The following is a 15,591-nucleotide window of genomic DNA, read 5'->3' on the forward strand; positions in this document are numbered from 1 at the left end:
GCCATGATCCGACATATCCTGCTGATCGCCTTCAAACAAGGCACCTTGCCTGACCAGATTGAGACTGTGCGAGCCGCCTTTCTGGCCATTCCCCATCAGGTCAGCGGTGTGACCGCCGTCGAGTGGGGCCGGGATGACAGCCCGGAGGGGCGGGCCGAAGGGTTTACCCATAGCGTGCTGATGACCTTCGCCGACGAGGCTGCCCGCCAGCGCTATCTGCCCCACCCGGATCACGATGCTCTCAAGGCCATCTTCCGCCCGGTGCTGGAACGTATCATAGTGCTGGATTACACCCTGCAACCCGGGGATGCGGTTGATGTCGGGGTTCTGTCATGATGGAGGATGAGCGCTGGGACAAGATTCCACCGCTTCAATTCGCGTTGTTGCAGGCCGTCGTGGAACATGGCAAAGCCCATCCTGCGATTGATGCCGGGGTTGTGGTCGGGTCGCTTGCAAAGGGCAAAGCAGACCGGGTGTCCGATGTCGATGTCTTGTTGCTGGCCGAGCCTGGCTTTCATAAACAGGGGGAGGCGCTTGTACGCTCCATTGTGGGTGAGCGGGCTGTCTTTCACTGCTGGCAGGGAAGACATGAAGAGGTCTGTTCATACTGGCGGTTCATCTTCCTCGACATGTCCAGCATCGAGATCCATATCCTTGATCGGGGGGCTGAGTTCCCCCTTGCCAAACCTTACTTGCCACTGTTCGATAAAACCTCCTCCCTTGGTGCGCTTGAGGTAGCTGGCCCCGCCCCAAGCCATTGGGACTTTCCTGCCTATATGGCCGAAGGGGATGGGTTGGTGTGGGAGTTGTTCGATTGCCTCAAATGGGCGGAACGGGGCCAGCGTGGCTTGGTCAGGCATCATCTTCGCAAGCTGCTGGCCGAGATGGATAAAGATCCGAATATTGTGGATCGCGATTAACGCGGACAAGGAGAGAGTCATGTGGTTAGCCGCAATACAGCTGGTATCTTGCCGTCACTGGCAGGATAACCGGGAGCAGATCGCCGCCGAGCTGGCCGCCTTGCCCAAAGAGCGGCCGCTGCTGGTGCTGCTGCCGGAGAACTTTGCCCTCTTTGGCGAACGGCAGGGCTATCTGGATGGTGCCGAGGCAATCGGCTCCGGCCCCAGCGCCTATCTGAGCGGAGCCGCGCTCATCCAGCAACAACTGGCGGAATGGGCCCGAGATTACGGCATCTGGCTGGTGGCGGGGGCTATGCCGACGACTATCGCCGGTTCCGACCATATCCACACCAGCTCGCTGGTGTTTGATCCAAGCGGTGAGCTCAGGGGCCACTACCACAAGATCCACCTGTTCGATGTGGATGTGGCGGACAATCATGGTCGCTACCGTGAGTCGGAGACCTTCTGCCCCGGCGAGGAGCCTGTGGTGGTGGACTCCCCCTTTGGTCCCCTTGGCCTCTCGATCTGTTATGATCTGCGCTTTCCCGAGCTGTATCGCCAACTGGCCCGAGCCGGAGCTCGCGTGCTGCTGGTGCCCGCCGCCTTTACCGCCGTGACCGGCGAGGCGCACTGGGAACCGTTGCTGCGGGCCCGCGCCATCGAAAATCAGTGTTATGTGGTGGCTGCCAATCAGGGCGGCACCCACGAGACGGGGCGCCAGACCTGGGGCCACAGCATGGTGATCGATCCCTGGGGCCGGGTGCTGGCCAGCAAGGAGTTCGGGCGTGGCACCGTATTGGCGCAGATGGAGCCCGGATTTATCGACGAATTGCATTGCACCATGCCAGTGCTGACCCATGCCCGTTTGTTGTGATGGCGCGGTTTGTTGCCAACCCGTCGGCAAGACGATTTAAAACATCTCGTTACGAGAGTGGAGAAGAAGATTGAGTCTATTGAGCCAGGTTAGTGCCTCCCTGTTGGCCCCCAACGATCTCGACGAAGGGCGCTTGCAGCAGCTGCTCGGCAGCCTGATGAGTCATCAGGTGGAGTTCGGTGACCTCTATTTCCAGCGCAGCTGGCACGAGTCCTGGATGCTGGAAGATGGCATCGTCAAGGATGGCAGCTACAACATCGATCAGGGGGTCGGGGTGCGCGCCGTCAGCGGCGAGAAGACCGGCTTCGCCTACTCGGACGAGCTGAGCCTGCTGGCGCTGCAACAGTCGGTGACTGCTGCTCGTGGCATCGCCGCTGCCGGTGCTCACGGCAAGGTGAAGGCGTGGGCGCGCACCGAAGCGAACCTGCTCTATCCCGCTATGGATCCGCTACAGACCCTCGACAAGCAGCAGAAGATCGCCCTGCTGGAGCAGATGGACAAGTTCGCCAGAAGTCTGGATCCCGCCATCAATCAGGTGATGGCCTCTATCAGCGGTGTTTACGAAGAGGTGCTGGTGGCTGCGACCGACGGTACCCTGGCTGCCGATATTCGCCCGCTGGTGCGGCTGTCAGTGACCGTCATCGCCGAGAAGGGCGATCGTCGCGAGCGCGGCAGTGCCGGTGGTGGTGGCCGTTTTGGTTACGACTGGTTCCTCGAACTGGACGGGTTGGAGAGCCGCGCCTTTGGCTATGTGCGCGAAGCGGTGCGTCAGGCGCTGGTCAACCTCGACGCCATCGATGCGCCGGCCGGCACCATGCCGGTGGTGCTCGGCGCCGGCTGGCCCGGTGTGCTGCTGCACGAGGCGGTGGGTCACGGTCTGGAGGGGGATTTCAACCGCAAGGGCTCTTCCGCGTTTGCTGGCCGCATCGGCGAACAGGTGGCCTCCAAGCACTGCACTATCGTCGATGACGGCACCCTGCCGGGTCGGCGTGGCTCCGTCAGCATAGATGACGAGGGGACGCCGGGTGGCTACAACGTGCTGATCGAGAATGGCATTCTCAAGGGTTACCTGCAGGACAAGCAGAATGCTCGTCTGATGGGCGTGCCGCTCACCGGCAACGGTCGCCGCGAATCCTACGCCGCCATGCCGATGCCGCGCATGACCAACACCTACATGCTGGCGGGTCAGTACGATCCGGCCGAGATCATCGCCTCGGTGAAGAAGGGCATCTATGCCCCCAACTTCGGCGGCGGTCAGGTGGACATCACTTCCGGCAAGTTTGTCTTCTCCGCCTCCGAGGCCTACCTCATCGAGGATGGCAAGATCACCGCCCCCATCAAGGGCGCGACTCTGATCGGCAACGGCCCCGAGGCGATGAGCCAGGTCTCCATGGTGGGTAGCGATCTTGCACTGGATCGCGGCGTCGGCATCTGCGGAAAAGAGGGGCAGAGCGTCCCAGTCGGTGTCGGCCAGCCCACCCTCAAGCTGGACCAGCTCACCGTGGGTGGCACCCAGTAAGTGAAGTTAGTCGTAACCAAGCTATATGCAGACCCCGGCCATGTGCCGGGGTTTTTGTTATCCGGAGTCATTGAAAACAAAAAGCCCCGGTCAGTGGGCCGGGGCTGGTAAGGATACAGAGTATCAGTTGACTGATATTGCGCGGGCGTCGATGAAGTAGCGGGCGTTGCCCTGCTTGTCGATCTGGATCTTGGCCACCAGTTGCTCCTGATCCTTGTATTCCCAACGTTGCTCGATCTTGGCGAGGGATGGGCTTGTGACCCCAACCACGTTCAGGTACTCATGAAACAGGCTATGGCTCCCTATTTCGGTCAGCATCTTATCCATCTGCATACTCTCCTGAAGTTGAGTGGGTATTCATCAACAAACCTATCAGCGTCCATCTGAATACAGTCTGTATGAAAAACAAACTAACTCATTCATGTGTCAATAACATGATCAGGAACAAGATCAGTGCAGATCGTCAGGGACTTTTTGATACCGTTTTCAATCACTGCTGGTGCGGCTTCGGCAGTTGATCAAAATGGCCGTCCATCTGCGGCAAATGGGGAGTTGTTTGAACCTCTGGTGCGCCATGGAATACTGGGTCCTGCGCAACTTCCTTGATGCCGTTGATGCAGAACTGCATACCCATGCAGACCAGCAGGAAGCCCATGATGCGGGTCATGGCATCGATGCCGGTGGCACCGAGGATCTTGCAGACCGGGTCGGCCAGTTTGAGCACGCCCCAGCTGATCAGGCTCATCAGGGCAAATGCCGTTACCACGCCACCATAAATGGACAGACGCTCGTACTCGGCCGGCAGCTCGGCAATCTGGGCTGCACCGCTGATCACCAGAGCCATGGTACCCGGGCCACACATGCTGGGCATGGTGAGCGGAACGAAGGCGATGCTCTGGTTGATCTCCACCCCGCTGGACTGGCTGGGGGCGGGGAACAGCATGCGAAAACCGATAAAGCCGATGATGAGGCCGCCCGCCAGACGCAGACCCGGAATGGAGATCCCGAACAGATCCAGGATGGAGGAGCCGATGAAGAAGGTGATGCAGAGGGTGCAGAAGAGATAGATGGCAGCCAGATTGACCTGGCGGCGCACATGCTCGCGCGACATCCCCTTGCTCAGCCCCAGCAGCAGAGTGGCCGTGGTGGGCGGGTTGACCATGGGCAGCAGCGCCAGCAAGGTGAGTAATACGACCTGAAAGAACATCTTGAGCCTCGGATAAAGAGTTGAAAGTCATGGGATCGAGCGGGTGGCATGCCCCAGAGGGAGGCTATCTTATGTTGGTCAAACTGAACATAAGCAGTACAACAAAGCCCCGGCATCTGCCGGGGCTTTGTTGTTCGAGTCAGGCCGCTTGCGGCGCTTGCTGTGGCCGGTTGCGCTGCTGCAGCCAGAGCCAGCAGCCGATGACAAAACCCAGTGCCGACAGGCTCACCACGTAGTGGGAGGGGGCCAGCACATCGCTTGCCATCCAGAGGGTAACCAGCATCGGAGTCAGTCCGCCAAAGATGGCGTAGGCCACGTTGTAGGAGAAAGAGAGGCCGGAGAAACGCACCACCGGCGGGAAGGCATTGACCATCACGTAGGGAACCGCGCCAACAATCCCGACTGCGAAGCCTGCCAGCATATAGAGCGGCACCAGCTGGCTCATGCCGGAGGCGATCCCGTGATAGAAGGCGTAGCTGGAGCCAGCCAGCAGCAGGGAGCCCAGCATGAAGGTGGGGCCGCTGCCCAGCAGGTCGATCACCCGGCCATAGAGAATGCAGCCAAGGGTGAGGGCAACGATGGCCAGTGAGTTGGCAGTCAGCGCCTCGGCCGGAGTGATGCTATAGACCTTCTGCAGGTAGGTGGGGGTCATCAGGATCACCACCACGATCCCGGCGGAGAGCAGCCAGGTGAGCAGCATGGATACCACTACGCTGCTCTTGTGGCTGCGCAGTACCGTCTTGAGGGGAAGCTCGTCGGCCAGTGCTTTATTGGCCTGCATCTCGGCAAAGACCGGGGTTTCGTGCAGCCAGCGGCGCAGATACATGGCGACGATGCCGAACACACCACCGAGGACGAAAGCGAGTCGCCAGCCCCAGTCGGTCACATCGCTCGGGCTCATGCCGCGGTTGATGGCGGTGGCTACCAGAGAGCCGAGCAGGATGCCGGCCGTCAGCCCGGCAGTGAGCGTGCCGCAGGCGACACCGACCCGGCAGGCAGGCACGTGCTCCGCCACGAAGACCCAGGCTCCCGGTACTTCGCCACCGATGGCGGCGCCCTGCAGGATCCGCAGCAGCAGCAACAGCAGCGGTGCGGCGATACCGAGCACCGCATAGGTTGGCAGCAGACCGATCAGCAGGGTGGGCAGCGCCATCATGATGATGCTGAGGGTGAACATCCGCTTGCGACCGATGAGGTCGCCAAAGTGGGCCATGATGATGCCGCCCAGCGGACGAGCCAGATAGCCGGCGGCGAAGATGCCGAAGGTCTGGAACTGGCGCAGCCACTCCGGAATGTCGGCCGGGAAGAATAGTTCACCGATGACCACCGCGAAGAAGACGAAGATGATGAAGTCGTAAAACTCCAGCGCACCGCCGAGGGCGGCCAGTCCCAGCGTTTTGTAGTCCTGCCGGTTGAGGGGGCGGGCGTGATCGTACTGTTGTGTCACTGTCGTCATATCCTTATGTTTCCCATCGCTTTTTTAGTTATTGTTGAGCCCGGGCAAGGGGCATGTACAGGTGATCGAGAGTATGCTGCTCGCCGCTTGCATGTAAATCGCGCAATTCGCAACACTGTCTTGCATCTTTTTGGGGCAGCCTTTTGGGAAAACCGGAGCGCCCCGCAACGGAGGATTGATGGAAAAGAAACGGGTACTGCTCTCATGGAGCAGCGGCAAGGATTGTGCGTGGGCACTGCATCAGCTGCGGCAAGATCCAGCCATCGAGGTAGTAGGGCTGTTCACCACCCTCAATCAGGAGTTCGAACGGGTGGCGATGCACGGGGTGCGTAAGCAGCTGTTGACCGAGCAGGCCGCCTGTGTCGGTCTGCCCCTCATCACTATCGATCTGCCCTGGCCCTGCAGCAACGAGGATTACGCCCGCATCATGACCGGCTTTATCGCCGATGTGGTTGCGCAGGGGATCCGCCATATGGCGTTTGGCGATCTCTTCCTTGAGGATGTGCGAGCCTACCGGGAGAAACAGTTGGCCGGTACCGGCATCGAGCCGCTCTTCCCGCTCTGGGGCAGCAACACCAGGGAGCTGGCGCAGCAGATGATGACGGCAGGGCTGAAGGCGAGGATCAGCACCCTGGATCCGAAAAAGCTGGATGGTGCGCTGGGTGGCCATGAGTTTGACGAGGCACTACTGGCTGCTCTGCCCGAGGGGGTTGACCCTTGTGGCGAGAACGGCGAGTTTCACACCCTGGCCTACGACGGCCCCATGTTTGCACGCCCACTCGGGATCCGGGTCGGTGAGACAGTGGTGCGCGATGGCTTTGTCTTTACCGATCTGCTGCCAATCGAAGATTAATTATCGGGCGCCAAATGCTCCCTTTTGCCGGGAGATTCACAGTTTGCCAGGCAGCAAGGGGGCACTATTGGCCCCCTCTTTTGTTTGAAAATAAAGGCGCTTTTTTATGAAACTGAACGCCCGTCCGGCGCTGCTTGCCACCTTGTTGGCTACCATCCTCGCCATGCCAGCAGTTGCCCGTGAGGCAGCTACGCTCCAGCCGGTTCCTGCCGGTGTTACCACTGTGACTCTGGCCCAGCAGGCCCCCATCCACTGGGTCTCGGTGGAGCAGATTACCAAGAGCCTGGATGGATTGCCGCCAATGGCGGTCGGCTTTGATATCGACGACACCCTGCTCTTCTCCAGCCCGGGGTTCTATCGCGGCAAGCAGGAGTTCTCTCCCAACGACGAGAGCTACCTGAAGAACCCGGCCTTCTGGGAGAAGATGAACAACGGTTGGGATGAATTCAGCGTGCCGAAAGAGGTGGGCAAGGCGCTCATCGCCATGCACCTCAAGCGCGGCGATCACATCTATTTCGTCACCGGTCGTTCGGCCACCAAGACCGAGACGGTGAGCAAGACTCTGCAGCAGACCATGAATATTCCGGCCGACCAGCTCAACCCGGTGATCTTTGCCGGCGACCAGCCGGGGCAGAATACCAAGGTGCAGTGGCTCAAGGATAAGCAGATGAAGATCTTCTACGGCGATGCCGATGGCGACATCAAAGCGGCGCAGGAGATCGGCATTCGCGGCATTCGTCTGCTGCGTTCGGCCAACTCCACCTATCGGCCACTGCCGCTGGCAGGTGCGTTGGGGGAAGAGGTGATCATCAACTCCCAGTTCTGATCGCCTGGTATTCAGCAGATGTAAAAAGGGCGGGGCCATCGGCACCCGCCCTTTTTGCATCCGTCATCAAGCTCGGGTCAGTCGTCTGCCCAGGGCATCTCGGGCAGGCTGTCGAGGAACTCGCCATAGCGGGTCAGATTGAAGGGGCCCTGAGCGGCCTCCATTGCCATCAGCTCGGCACCGAGGGCGCAGGCGATATATTGCAGTGCCTCCTCCCGCGGGGTGCCCTTCATCACCAGTCTCATCAAGGTAGCTTTCACGTGGGGTGGGTGACCGTCGTTGAGCTGGTTCTCCACCATCTCCAACAACGCGTCTTCGTCAAAAAATTCCTGAGAGTCGTTCATCGGTTTTTCGCATCAGTGAGTGAGGAGCGCAGTATAACCCGAAGCGGAGCGACTCCCGTTTACCATCCACATAAACAATCCGATCACGCAGCCATTTGTTACTCATAATTAACGGGAGTTTGCCGCGGCAAACAGGTTGGAACACAGATAACATGGATGGACACGCCTATGCCCACGATAGATTCCCTGCTGGCTGAGCCCAAGCTACTGCCCCAGATCCCGGAAGTGATGCGCGATTTGATCCAGACCTTCAATGAAAAGGATCCGGATCTGCTGAAGATCAGCAAGCTGATCAACAAGGACCCAGTCATCTCCGCCAAGCTGCTGCGTTTGGCCAACTCGGCCAAGTTCGGCAGCAGTCGCCAGATCGGTACCGTCAATGAAGCTGCGGTGCGGCTTGGACTGGCGATGGTGCGCAACATGGTGCTGGCCTGCGGGCTGACCGAATCGGTCACTGCGGTGCCCGGCATTGACCTCAAACATTTCTGGGGCTGCGTCTTCAACGTAGCGGAGCTGGCGCGTCGTCTGGCGGTGAAGAAGGGAATGAAGGGGGATGAGGTCTTTACCTGCGCCCTGCTCTATGACCTTGGCCGACTGGTGATGCATGTGGGGCTGCCGGAAAACACCGTCCACCACATTCACGATCTGGAATTGCACAAGGGGCGGGCCAAGGCGGAAGAGCTGGTGGTCGGCTTCAACTATGCCCAGGTCGGTGCCGCCATGGCGCGATACTGGAAGTTCCCCGAGACCATCAGCAATGCGGTGGAGTATCACTACAATCCCATGCTGGCCAAAGAGTTCTCCGCCGAGGCCGCATTAATCCATTTGGCTATCGTGTTGGCAGCGCAATCCGATGTGGGTGAAGAAGCGCCACCCGAGTGGCCTGCCAAGGTAGCGGAGAAGCTGGGGATCTCTTGGGCCGATTGCGCAGCCCAGTTCACTGCGTTGCGTGAGCAGGGTAATGGCTATGCCGGGTTGCTGGCTGCCTGACTGACTGCTCTGCTACCGCTGTGTGACATCGTAAAAAGGGGCCGAGGTTGGCCCCCTTTTCATGGCCGTGAGCCCGCTATTGCTTGTCAGCCGGTTGCCGAGGGGGCACTCTGCTGACTTCGCCTGTTTTGAGAGAGTCCTTGCCATGATTACCTCCCCCCGTCTCGTACTGCGTGAACTGACCATCGCCGACGCCCCCTTCATTCTCGAACTGCTCAATGATGCCGATTTCCATCGTTACATCGGCGATCGGGGAGTTCGCACACTCGAACAGGCGCAGGAGTATATCCAGCAGGGACCGGCGGTGAGCTATGCCCGTCATGGTCATGGCCTCTATCTGGTCGAGCGCAGGGAAGATGGCGCGAGCCTCGGTATCTGCGGTCTTATCAAGCGCGACAGCTTGCCTCGTGAAGATATCGGCTACGCCTTCCTGCCGCAGTATCGCGGTCATGGTTACGCCATTGAGGCCGCACAGGCAGCCATCGCCGATGGCAAAAGCCGGTTGGGGATCGGGCAGGTGATTGCCATCGTCACGCCGGGTAATGAACGTTCCATCGGCCTGTTGGCCAAGCTGGGGCTGGTGCGTAGTCGGCTGGTCAAATTGAGCGAAGATGCTGATGAGTGTCTGCTGCTTGAAGCTGAAGGGTGAGCTTGCAGGGAGAAATATCGCCGGTTGGCTGCGTGTATCGTCAGGGAAGATGAGGTCGCATCAAAGTGGCCGCCGTGAGTTGCGGCCCTTGTGCATCGGTGCTGCCCGGTCGGGCAGGGGATCAGTTGAGCTCTTCGATGGAGAACTCGCCGGCGATACCATCACAGGAGATGGCGAAGCCGCCGCTGAAGCGGGTGCTGAACTGGATCAGAAACGCATCGTAGTCGTGCTCTTGCACGGGCAGGTTGATGGGTTTGCTGCGACGCAGGGGTTTACGAGTTTGTACGGTTTTCATCATGGTATTTCTCTATATAAATTAAGTAATTGCTCCTTGTGTTGGCAAATGTCAGGTCAATGAGTGCGTGCAACGGTGTTGTTGGCGTGCGCGCAGGTATACCCAGCCCGTTCGCGGGCCTCTGCTCTTGCAAGGTGCAAGGAATATGCGGTTGCATAGTTCAAATTGAGTGGGCAGAGCGGGTCTGCACCGTGAGAGCCGGGCAACGCAGGCGGACAGCCTGAACGGTTCTCAGGGCGAGTAAATCAGAAGAAGGTTATGCGGGTACTGACAGGATTCATCGTGAGGTGAAGCATTGCAGGGCAAACATAAACAGGGCTGATTAACTAGCCGGCGCGCATTCTCTCCTCGAAATGAATAAAAAGCAAACAATTATTTTCGGCTGTTTGGCTGGGCCTTGTCCGGCACAGGTTTGCCAGCAACAACAAGGGCTCCCGCAGGAGCCCTTTTGCATCTGTCAGCCAGCGGATGATCAGTAGTCGCCGTTGGCGCGTTTGGCGGCGGCGATCATCGGAGTGATGGTCATGCCCTGCACCACGATGGAGAACATCACCACCGCGTAGGTCATCACCAGGATCACCTGACGCAGGTCAACACCGTGGCTCGGGATCATCATGACGCCGGAGGGGAGTGCCAGTGCCATCGCCATGGCCAGACCGCCGCGCAAGCCACCCCAGGTGAGGATCCGCACCGAGAAGGTGTTGTAGGTGCGGAACTTGCGGAAGGCCATATAGGGCACCGAGACGCTGATGAAGCGGGCGGCGAGGCAGAGCGGCACCGCGATGACCAGCAGTACCCAGTCATGCCAAGCCAGATCCAGCAGTACCAGCGCCAGACCGATCAGCAGGAACAGCAGGGCGTTGAGGAACTGATCCATCAATTCCCAGAAGTGATCCAGGTGATGGCTGCTCTGCTCGGAGAAGCCGGAGTGACGAGTCCAGTTGCCGATCATGATGCCGGTCACCACCATGGCCAGAGCGCCGGAGACGCCGATCATGTTGGCGAAGGCGAAGCCGGCGGTCGGGATGCAGAGGGTGAGCAGCAGCTCCAGCGAGCCGTCGTCGGTGGCGCTGATCATCACGTGAGCGATGACGCCCAGCACGACGCCAAACAGGATGCCGCCGAGGGCCTCATGCAGGAACAGGCCAGCCACGCTGCCGAAGGTGGGCTCGACGCCGCCGAAGGCGACGGCAAACACGGTAGCGAAAATAACGAGGCCGACACCGTCGTTGAACAGGGATTCCCCTTCGATCTGGATGGCGATCTGGGGCGGCGCCTTCATCTTCTTGACGATGGCCAGTACGGCGATGGGGTCGGTGGGGGAGATGAGCGCCCCGAACAGCATGCAGTAGACCAGCGGCAGCTCCCAGCCCAGCAGCTTGGCGATGAACCAGAAGCCGTAGCCGATGATGAAGGTGGAGAGCAGGGTGGCAATAATGGCCAGAATGGTGATTTCCCACTTCTGGCTACGCAGCGCCTTGAGGTTGATGCCAAGACCACCGGCAAACAGCAGGAAGCCCAGGATCCCCTTCAGCAGGAAATTCTGGAAGTCGATGCTCTCCATGGTTTTGATGGCAAGAGGCTCCAGATTGAACCATCCCAGTTTACCGAACAGCACCAGCAGCGCAGAGATCAGCATGGAACCGGCGGTGATGGCGATGGTGGTCTGGATCTTCACAACATACTGGTTGGCAAAGGCAATAAAGATCGCCAACGCTGCCAGAAAACAGAGTGTGTAGTAGACGCTCATAGTTATTTTTTACTCGTAGATAGATAGCAAGCACGTATCCCCATGCGGGACGGGCATAGGGTACTCTCGGGGTCTATGTTACTCATTACCTATAAATGAGTATATGGCTGCGATTTTGGACTGATAGACGGCTAGATTTCCAATTCGCTAGTTTGCTGTTAGGATGCTGTTTACGCAGTTGCACGGATGTAAGAGGAACACGCGGTGGCGAATGAAAAGTCGAACAGAAAGTCGGATGTGACAAACAAGCTGGAAGCCTGTCTCAAGGAGCGGATCCTGATCATCGACGGGGCCATGGGCACCATGATCCAGAGCTACAAACTCGGGGAGGCGGACTACCGCGGTGAACGGTTTGCCGACTGGCATACCGACATCAAGGGCAACAACGATCTGCTGGTGCTGACCCGCCCCGCCGTCATTCGCGAGATCCACGAGCAGTACTGCGCCGCCGGTGCCGACATCCTCGAAACCAACACCTTCAACGCCACCCGCATCGCCATGGCCGATTACGAGATGGAAGATCTCTCGGCCGAGATCAACCGCGAGGCGGCCCGTCTGGCCCGCGCGGTAGCGGACGAGTGGACGACGAAGGAGCCCCACAAGCCGCGCTTCGTGGCAGGGGTCTTGGGGCCGACCAACCGCACCGCCTCCATCTCGCCGGATGTGAACGATCCGGGCAAGCGCAACGTCACTTACGACCAGCTGGTGGCCGCCTATACCGAATCGACTCATGCCCTGATCGAGGGTGGCGCCGACATCATTCTGATCGAGACCATCTTCGATACCCTCAACGCCAAGGCGGCCGCCTTCGCGGTGGATCTGGTATTCGAGGAGCTGGGCTACAGCCTGCCGGTGATGATCTCCGGCACCATCACCGACGCCTCCGGCCGCACCCTCTCCGGCCAGACCACCGAAGCCTTCTATCACTCGCTGCGCCACGTCAAACCGGTCTCGTTCGGTCTCAACTGTGCGCTGGGACCGGATGAACTGCGGCAGTATGTGGAGGAGCTGTCGCGCATCAGCGAGACCCATGTCAGCGCTCACCCCAACGCCGGTCTGCCCAACGCCTTTGGCGAGTACGATCTCGATGCCGCCGAGATGGCGGAGCATATCCGCGAGTGGGCCCAAAGCGGTTTCCTCAACATGGTTGGCGGCTGCTGCGGTACCACCCCGGCTCATATTCGTGCCATGGCTGGCGCGGTTGCCGGCATCAAGCCGCGCGCTTTGCCCGAGTTGCCGGTAGCCTGCCGCCTGTCGGGTTTGGAGCCGCTTATCATCACCCCCGAATCCATGTTCGTGAACGTGGGGGAGCGCACCAACGTCACCGGTTCGGCCAAGTTCAAGCGGCTGATCAAGGAGGGGCTCTACGACGAGGCGCTCGACGTCGCCAAGCAGCAGGTGGATAACGGCGCCCAGATCATCGACATCAACATGGACGAGGGGATGCTGGACGCCGAAGCGGCCATGGTGCGCTTCCTCAACCTTATCGCCGGCGAGCCGGACATCGCCCGGGTGCCGGTGATGATCGACTCCTCCAAGTGGGAGGTACTGGAGGCGGGCCTCAAGTGCGTGCAGGGCAAGCCGGTGGTCAACTCCATCTCCATGAAGGAGGGGGAGGAGAAGTTTATCCAGCAGGCCAGACTGCTGCGCCGCTACGGTGCCGCCGTCATCGTGATGGCGTTCGACGAAGCGGGTCAGGCCGACACCCGCGCCCGCAAGTTCGAGATCTGCCAGCGAGCCTACCGAATTTTGGTGGATCAGGTCGGTTTCCCGCCGGAAGACATCATCTTCGACCCCAACATCTTCGCGGTGGCGACCGGTATCGACGAGCACAACAACTACGCGGTGGACTTCATCGATGCGGTGAAGGACATCAAGGAGAACCTGCCCCACGCCATGATCTCCGGCGGTGTCTCCAACGTCTCGTTTTCATTCCGTGGCAACGAGCCGGTGCGGGAGGCCATTCACGCCGTTTTCCTTTACCACGCCATCAAGAACGGCATGGACATGGGGATCGTCAACGCCGGCCAGCTCGCCATCTATGAAGACATTCCGGCCGAGCTCAAAGAGAAGGTCGAGGCGGTGGTGCTCAACCTCAATGGCAACGCCACCGAGGAGCTGCTGGCGATCGCCGAGAAGTATCGCGGTGCCGGCGCCCAGGCGGAGGATCCGCGGGATCAGGCGTGGCGCAGCTGGCCGGTGGGCAAGCGGCTGGAACATGCGCTGGTCAAGGGGATCACCGACTTTATCGAAGAGGATACCGAGGAGGCGCGCGCCCAGGCCGAGCGGCCGCTGCACGTCATCGAAGGGCCGCTGATGGATGGCATGAACGTGGTCGGCGATCTGTTCGGCGCCGGCAAGATGTTCCTGCCGCAGGTGGTGAAATCGGCCCGGGTGATGAAGCGGGCGGTCGCCTATCTGCAACCCTATATCGAGGCGGAGAAATCGGGTGGCTCCAGCAACGGCAAAATCGTGCTGGCGACCGTGAAAGGGGATGTGCACGACATCGGCAAGAACATCGTCGGGGTGGTGCTGCAGTGCAACAACTTCGAGATCATTGACCTCGGGGTCATGGTCCCCTGCGAGACCATCCTCAAGACCGCGCGGGAAGTGGGGGCCGACATGATCGGTCTCTCCGGTCTCATCACCCCGTCGCTGGACGAGATGGTGCACGTGGCCAAGGAGATGGAGCGCCAGGGCTTCAAGCTGCCGCTCTTGATCGGCGGCGCCACCACCTCCAAGGCGCACACTGCGGTGAAGATCGAGCAGAACTACTCGGAGCCGGTGGTCTATGTCTCCAACGCGTCTCGCGCGGTGGGAGTAGCCCAGAGCCTGCTCAGCCCGGATCTCAAACCCGACTTCGTCGCCCGTATCGACAAGGAGTACGAGATCGCCCGCGAGCAGCACGCCCGCAAGCAGCCGCGCTCGCGCCCCATCACGCTGGCGGAGGCGCGTGCCAACCGCCATCAGCTGGACTGGGCTGGCTACCAGCCACCCAAGCCCCGCGAGCCGGGTGTGCAGAAGTTCGAGAACGTGCCCATCTCGGTGCTGCGCCCCTACATCGACTGGACGCCGTTCTTCCTCAGTTGGGAGCTGGCGGGCAAGTTTCCGCGCATCCTCGAAGACGAGATTATCGGTGAGGAGGCGACCAGGCTGTTTGCCGATGCCAACGCCATGCTGGATCAGCTGGAAAAGGATCAGAGCGTGCGCTGCGCCGGCATCATCGGCCTGTTCCCGGCCAATGCGGTGGGGGACAGCATCGAGGTCTACAGCGACGAGTCCCGCAGCGAAGTGAAAAAAGTGCTGCACCACCTGCGTCAACAGAGCGAGAAGCAGGGCTTCCCCAACTACTGTCTGGCGGACTATGTTGCGCCGAAAGAGAGTGGCAAGCCTGACTGGATCGGTGCCTTCGCGGTGACCGGCGGCATCGGTGAGGAGGCTATCGCCAGGGCCTACAAGGCGGATCACGACGACTACAACGCCATCCTCATTCAGGCGGTATGTGACCGGTTGGCGGAAGCCTTTGCCGAGTACCTGCACGAGCAGGTGCGCAAAGTGCACTGGGGCTATGCCCCCGACGAAGCCCTCAGCAACGAGGAGCTTATTCGCGAGAACTATCGGGGCATCCGTCCGGCGCCGGGTTATCCGGCCTGCCCGGAGCACACAGAGAAGGGCACCCTGTGGGAGCTGCTGGATGTCGAGCATGCCATCGGCATGCAGCTGACCGAATCCTACGCCATGTGGCCGGGGGCTGCGGTGTCGGGCTGGTACTTCTCCCACCCCGAGAGCAAATACTTCGCGGTGGCGCAGATCCAGCAAGATCAGGTTGAGGATTACGCCGTCCGCAAGGGGATGACGCTGGCTGAAGCCGAGCGCTGGCTCGCCCCCAATCTGGGGTAACGAGAGCGCCAATCTGCTCGGCCTTTGAG

15 protein-coding genes are annotated in these 15,591 nt (G+C 60.2%); 9 read left to right on the plus strand and 6 right to left on the minus strand.

Going from position 1 to position 15,591, the window contains the following annotated elements; translation table 11 throughout:
• Positions 1-3: 3 nt before the first annotated feature.
• From AAHA41_RS17005 to tldD, 4 genes are all read left to right on the plus strand, one after another.
• A complete protein-coding gene (locus AAHA41_RS17005) occupies positions 4-336 on the plus strand; it encodes a Dabb family protein (protein WP_323069449.1) in 333 nt (110 codons plus the stop codon).
• Positions 333-920: a nucleotidyltransferase domain-containing protein gene (locus AAHA41_RS17010; protein WP_323069452.1), complete on the plus strand. Its 588-nt coding sequence runs from the start codon at positions 333-335 to the stop codon at positions 918-920. Before AAHA41_RS17005 ends, AAHA41_RS17010 begins: the two co-directional genes overlap by 4 nt.
• 19 nt (positions 921-939) lie before the next feature.
• Entirely contained in the window at positions 940-1,773 is an 834-nt protein-coding gene (locus AAHA41_RS17015; protein ID WP_323069456.1) for a carbon-nitrogen hydrolase family protein, read from the plus strand.
• A 70-nt stretch (positions 1,774-1,843) separates the two neighbouring features.
• On the plus strand, positions 1,844-3,292 hold the full coding sequence (tldD, locus tag AAHA41_RS17020; RefSeq protein WP_042032236.1) for a metalloprotease TldD: 1,449 nt from the start codon (positions 1,844-1,846) through the stop codon (positions 3,290-3,292).
• A 123-nt stretch (positions 3,293-3,415) separates the two neighbouring features.
• Here tldD and AAHA41_RS17025 read toward each other — a convergent pair whose 3' ends face one another.
• The 3 genes from AAHA41_RS17025 to AAHA41_RS17035 all read right to left on the minus strand — a co-directional run bounded on the left by AAHA41_RS17025 (position 3,416) and on the right by AAHA41_RS17035 (position 5,955).
• A complete protein-coding gene (locus tag AAHA41_RS17025; protein ID WP_323065239.1) occupies positions 3,416-3,619 on the minus strand; it encodes a hypothetical protein in 204 nt (67 codons plus the stop codon).
• Positions 3,620-3,782: 163 nt separating this feature from the next.
• The gene (locus AAHA41_RS17030; protein ID WP_321149218.1) at positions 3,783-4,499 is read right to left on the minus strand and encodes a MarC family NAAT transporter; all 717 of its coding nucleotides are present in this window, start codon (positions 4,497-4,499) and stop codon (positions 3,783-3,785) included.
• 139 nt (positions 4,500-4,638) lie between these two features.
• On the minus strand, positions 4,639-5,955 hold the full coding sequence (locus AAHA41_RS17035; protein ID WP_323069460.1) for an MFS transporter: 1,317 nt from the start codon (positions 5,953-5,955) through the stop codon (positions 4,639-4,641).
• Between the two features lie 178 nt (positions 5,956-6,133).
• Between AAHA41_RS17035 and AAHA41_RS17040 the strand changes: the two genes are divergently transcribed.
• Positions 6,134-6,808, plus strand: coding sequence for an ATP-binding protein (locus tag AAHA41_RS17040; protein WP_071914125.1), 675 nt, complete (start codon positions 6,134-6,136; stop codon positions 6,806-6,808).
• A 106-nt stretch (positions 6,809-6,914) separates the two neighbouring features.
• Complete coding sequence (gene aphA, locus AAHA41_RS17045) at positions 6,915-7,634, plus strand: acid phosphatase AphA (protein WP_323069463.1); 720 nt, start codon at positions 6,915-6,917, stop codon at positions 7,632-7,634.
• A 77-nt stretch (positions 7,635-7,711) separates the two neighbouring features.
• Here the strand turns inward: aphA and AAHA41_RS17050 are convergent, their stop codons facing one another.
• Positions 7,712-7,978, minus strand: a complete 267-nt coding sequence (locus AAHA41_RS17050; RefSeq protein WP_323069464.1) for a hypothetical protein — start codon at positions 7,976-7,978, stop codon at positions 7,712-7,714.
• Positions 7,979-8,146: 168 nt separating this feature from the next.
• Here AAHA41_RS17050 and AAHA41_RS17055 point away from each other — a divergent pair, with 168 nt between their 5' ends.
• Both AAHA41_RS17055 and AAHA41_RS17060 read left to right on the plus strand, forming a co-directional pair.
• Positions 8,147-8,968 (plus strand): HDOD domain-containing protein, encoded by an 822-nt coding sequence (locus AAHA41_RS17055; protein ID WP_323069465.1) that lies wholly within the window; start codon positions 8,147-8,149, stop codon positions 8,966-8,968.
• Between the two features lie 145 nt (positions 8,969-9,113).
• A complete protein-coding gene (locus AAHA41_RS17060; RefSeq protein ID WP_043851032.1) occupies positions 9,114-9,617 on the plus strand; it encodes a GNAT family N-acetyltransferase in 504 nt (167 codons plus the stop codon).
• A gap of 121 nt (positions 9,618-9,738) precedes the next feature.
• Here AAHA41_RS17060 and AAHA41_RS17065 read toward each other — a convergent pair whose 3' ends face one another.
• Positions 9,739-9,915, minus strand: a complete 177-nt coding sequence (locus tag AAHA41_RS17065; protein WP_104016499.1) for a hypothetical protein — start codon at positions 9,913-9,915, stop codon at positions 9,739-9,741.
• A 469-nt stretch (positions 9,916-10,384) separates the two neighbouring features.
• A complete protein-coding gene (locus AAHA41_RS17070) occupies positions 10,385-11,662 on the minus strand; it encodes a sodium:proton antiporter (RefSeq protein WP_071914129.1) in 1,278 nt (425 codons plus the stop codon).
• A gap of 204 nt (positions 11,663-11,866) precedes the next feature.
• On the opposite strand from AAHA41_RS17070, the gene metH reads away from it, so the two are divergent.
• Positions 11,867-15,562, plus strand: a complete 3,696-nt coding sequence (gene metH / locus AAHA41_RS17075; protein ID WP_323069470.1) for a methionine synthase — start codon at positions 11,867-11,869, stop codon at positions 15,560-15,562.
• Positions 15,563-15,591 lie beyond the last annotated feature (29 nt).

Source organism: Aeromonas sp. SER (genome assembly GCF_038739615.1).
GTDB classification, from domain to species: Bacteria; Pseudomonadota; Gammaproteobacteria; order Enterobacterales; family Aeromonadaceae; genus Aeromonas; species Aeromonas jandaei.

Bases quoted from the DNA above. Each gene is read 5' to 3' on its own strand.
- AAHA41_RS17005 (WP_323069449.1), top strand. From the start codon at position 4: ATGATCCGACATATCCTGCTGATCGCCTTCAAACAAGGCACCTTGCCT.
- AAHA41_RS17010 (WP_323069452.1), top strand. From the start codon at position 333: ATGATGGAGGATGAGCGCTGGGACAAGATTCCACCGCTTCAATTCGCG.
- AAHA41_RS17015 (WP_323069456.1), top strand. From the start codon at position 940: ATGTGGTTAGCCGCAATACAGCTGGTATCTTGCCGTCACTGGCAGGAT.
- AAHA41_RS17025 (WP_323065239.1), bottom strand. From the start codon at position 3,619: ATGGATAAGATGCTGACCGAAATAGGGAGCCATAGCCTGTTTCATGAG.
- AAHA41_RS17030 (WP_321149218.1), bottom strand. From the start codon at position 4,499: ATGTTCTTTCAGGTCGTATTACTCACCTTGCTGGCGCTGCTGCCCATG.
- AAHA41_RS17035 (WP_323069460.1), bottom strand. From the start codon at position 5,955: ATGACGACAGTGACACAACAGTACGATCACGCCCGCCCCCTCAACCGG.
- AAHA41_RS17040 (WP_071914125.1), top strand. From the start codon at position 6,134: ATGGAAAAGAAACGGGTACTGCTCTCATGGAGCAGCGGCAAGGATTGT.
- aphA (WP_323069463.1), top strand. From the start codon at position 6,915: ATGAAACTGAACGCCCGTCCGGCGCTGCTTGCCACCTTGTTGGCTACC.
- AAHA41_RS17050 (WP_323069464.1), bottom strand. From the start codon at position 7,978: ATGAACGACTCTCAGGAATTTTTTGACGAAGACGCGTTGTTGGAGATG.
- AAHA41_RS17055 (WP_323069465.1), top strand. From the start codon at position 8,147: ATGCCCACGATAGATTCCCTGCTGGCTGAGCCCAAGCTACTGCCCCAG.
- AAHA41_RS17060 (WP_043851032.1), top strand. From the start codon at position 9,114: ATGATTACCTCCCCCCGTCTCGTACTGCGTGAACTGACCATCGCCGAC.
- AAHA41_RS17065 (WP_104016499.1), bottom strand. From the start codon at position 9,915: ATGATGAAAACCGTACAAACTCGTAAACCCCTGCGTCGCAGCAAACCC.
- AAHA41_RS17070 (WP_071914129.1), bottom strand. From the start codon at position 11,662: ATGAGCGTCTACTACACACTCTGTTTTCTGGCAGCGTTGGCGATCTTT.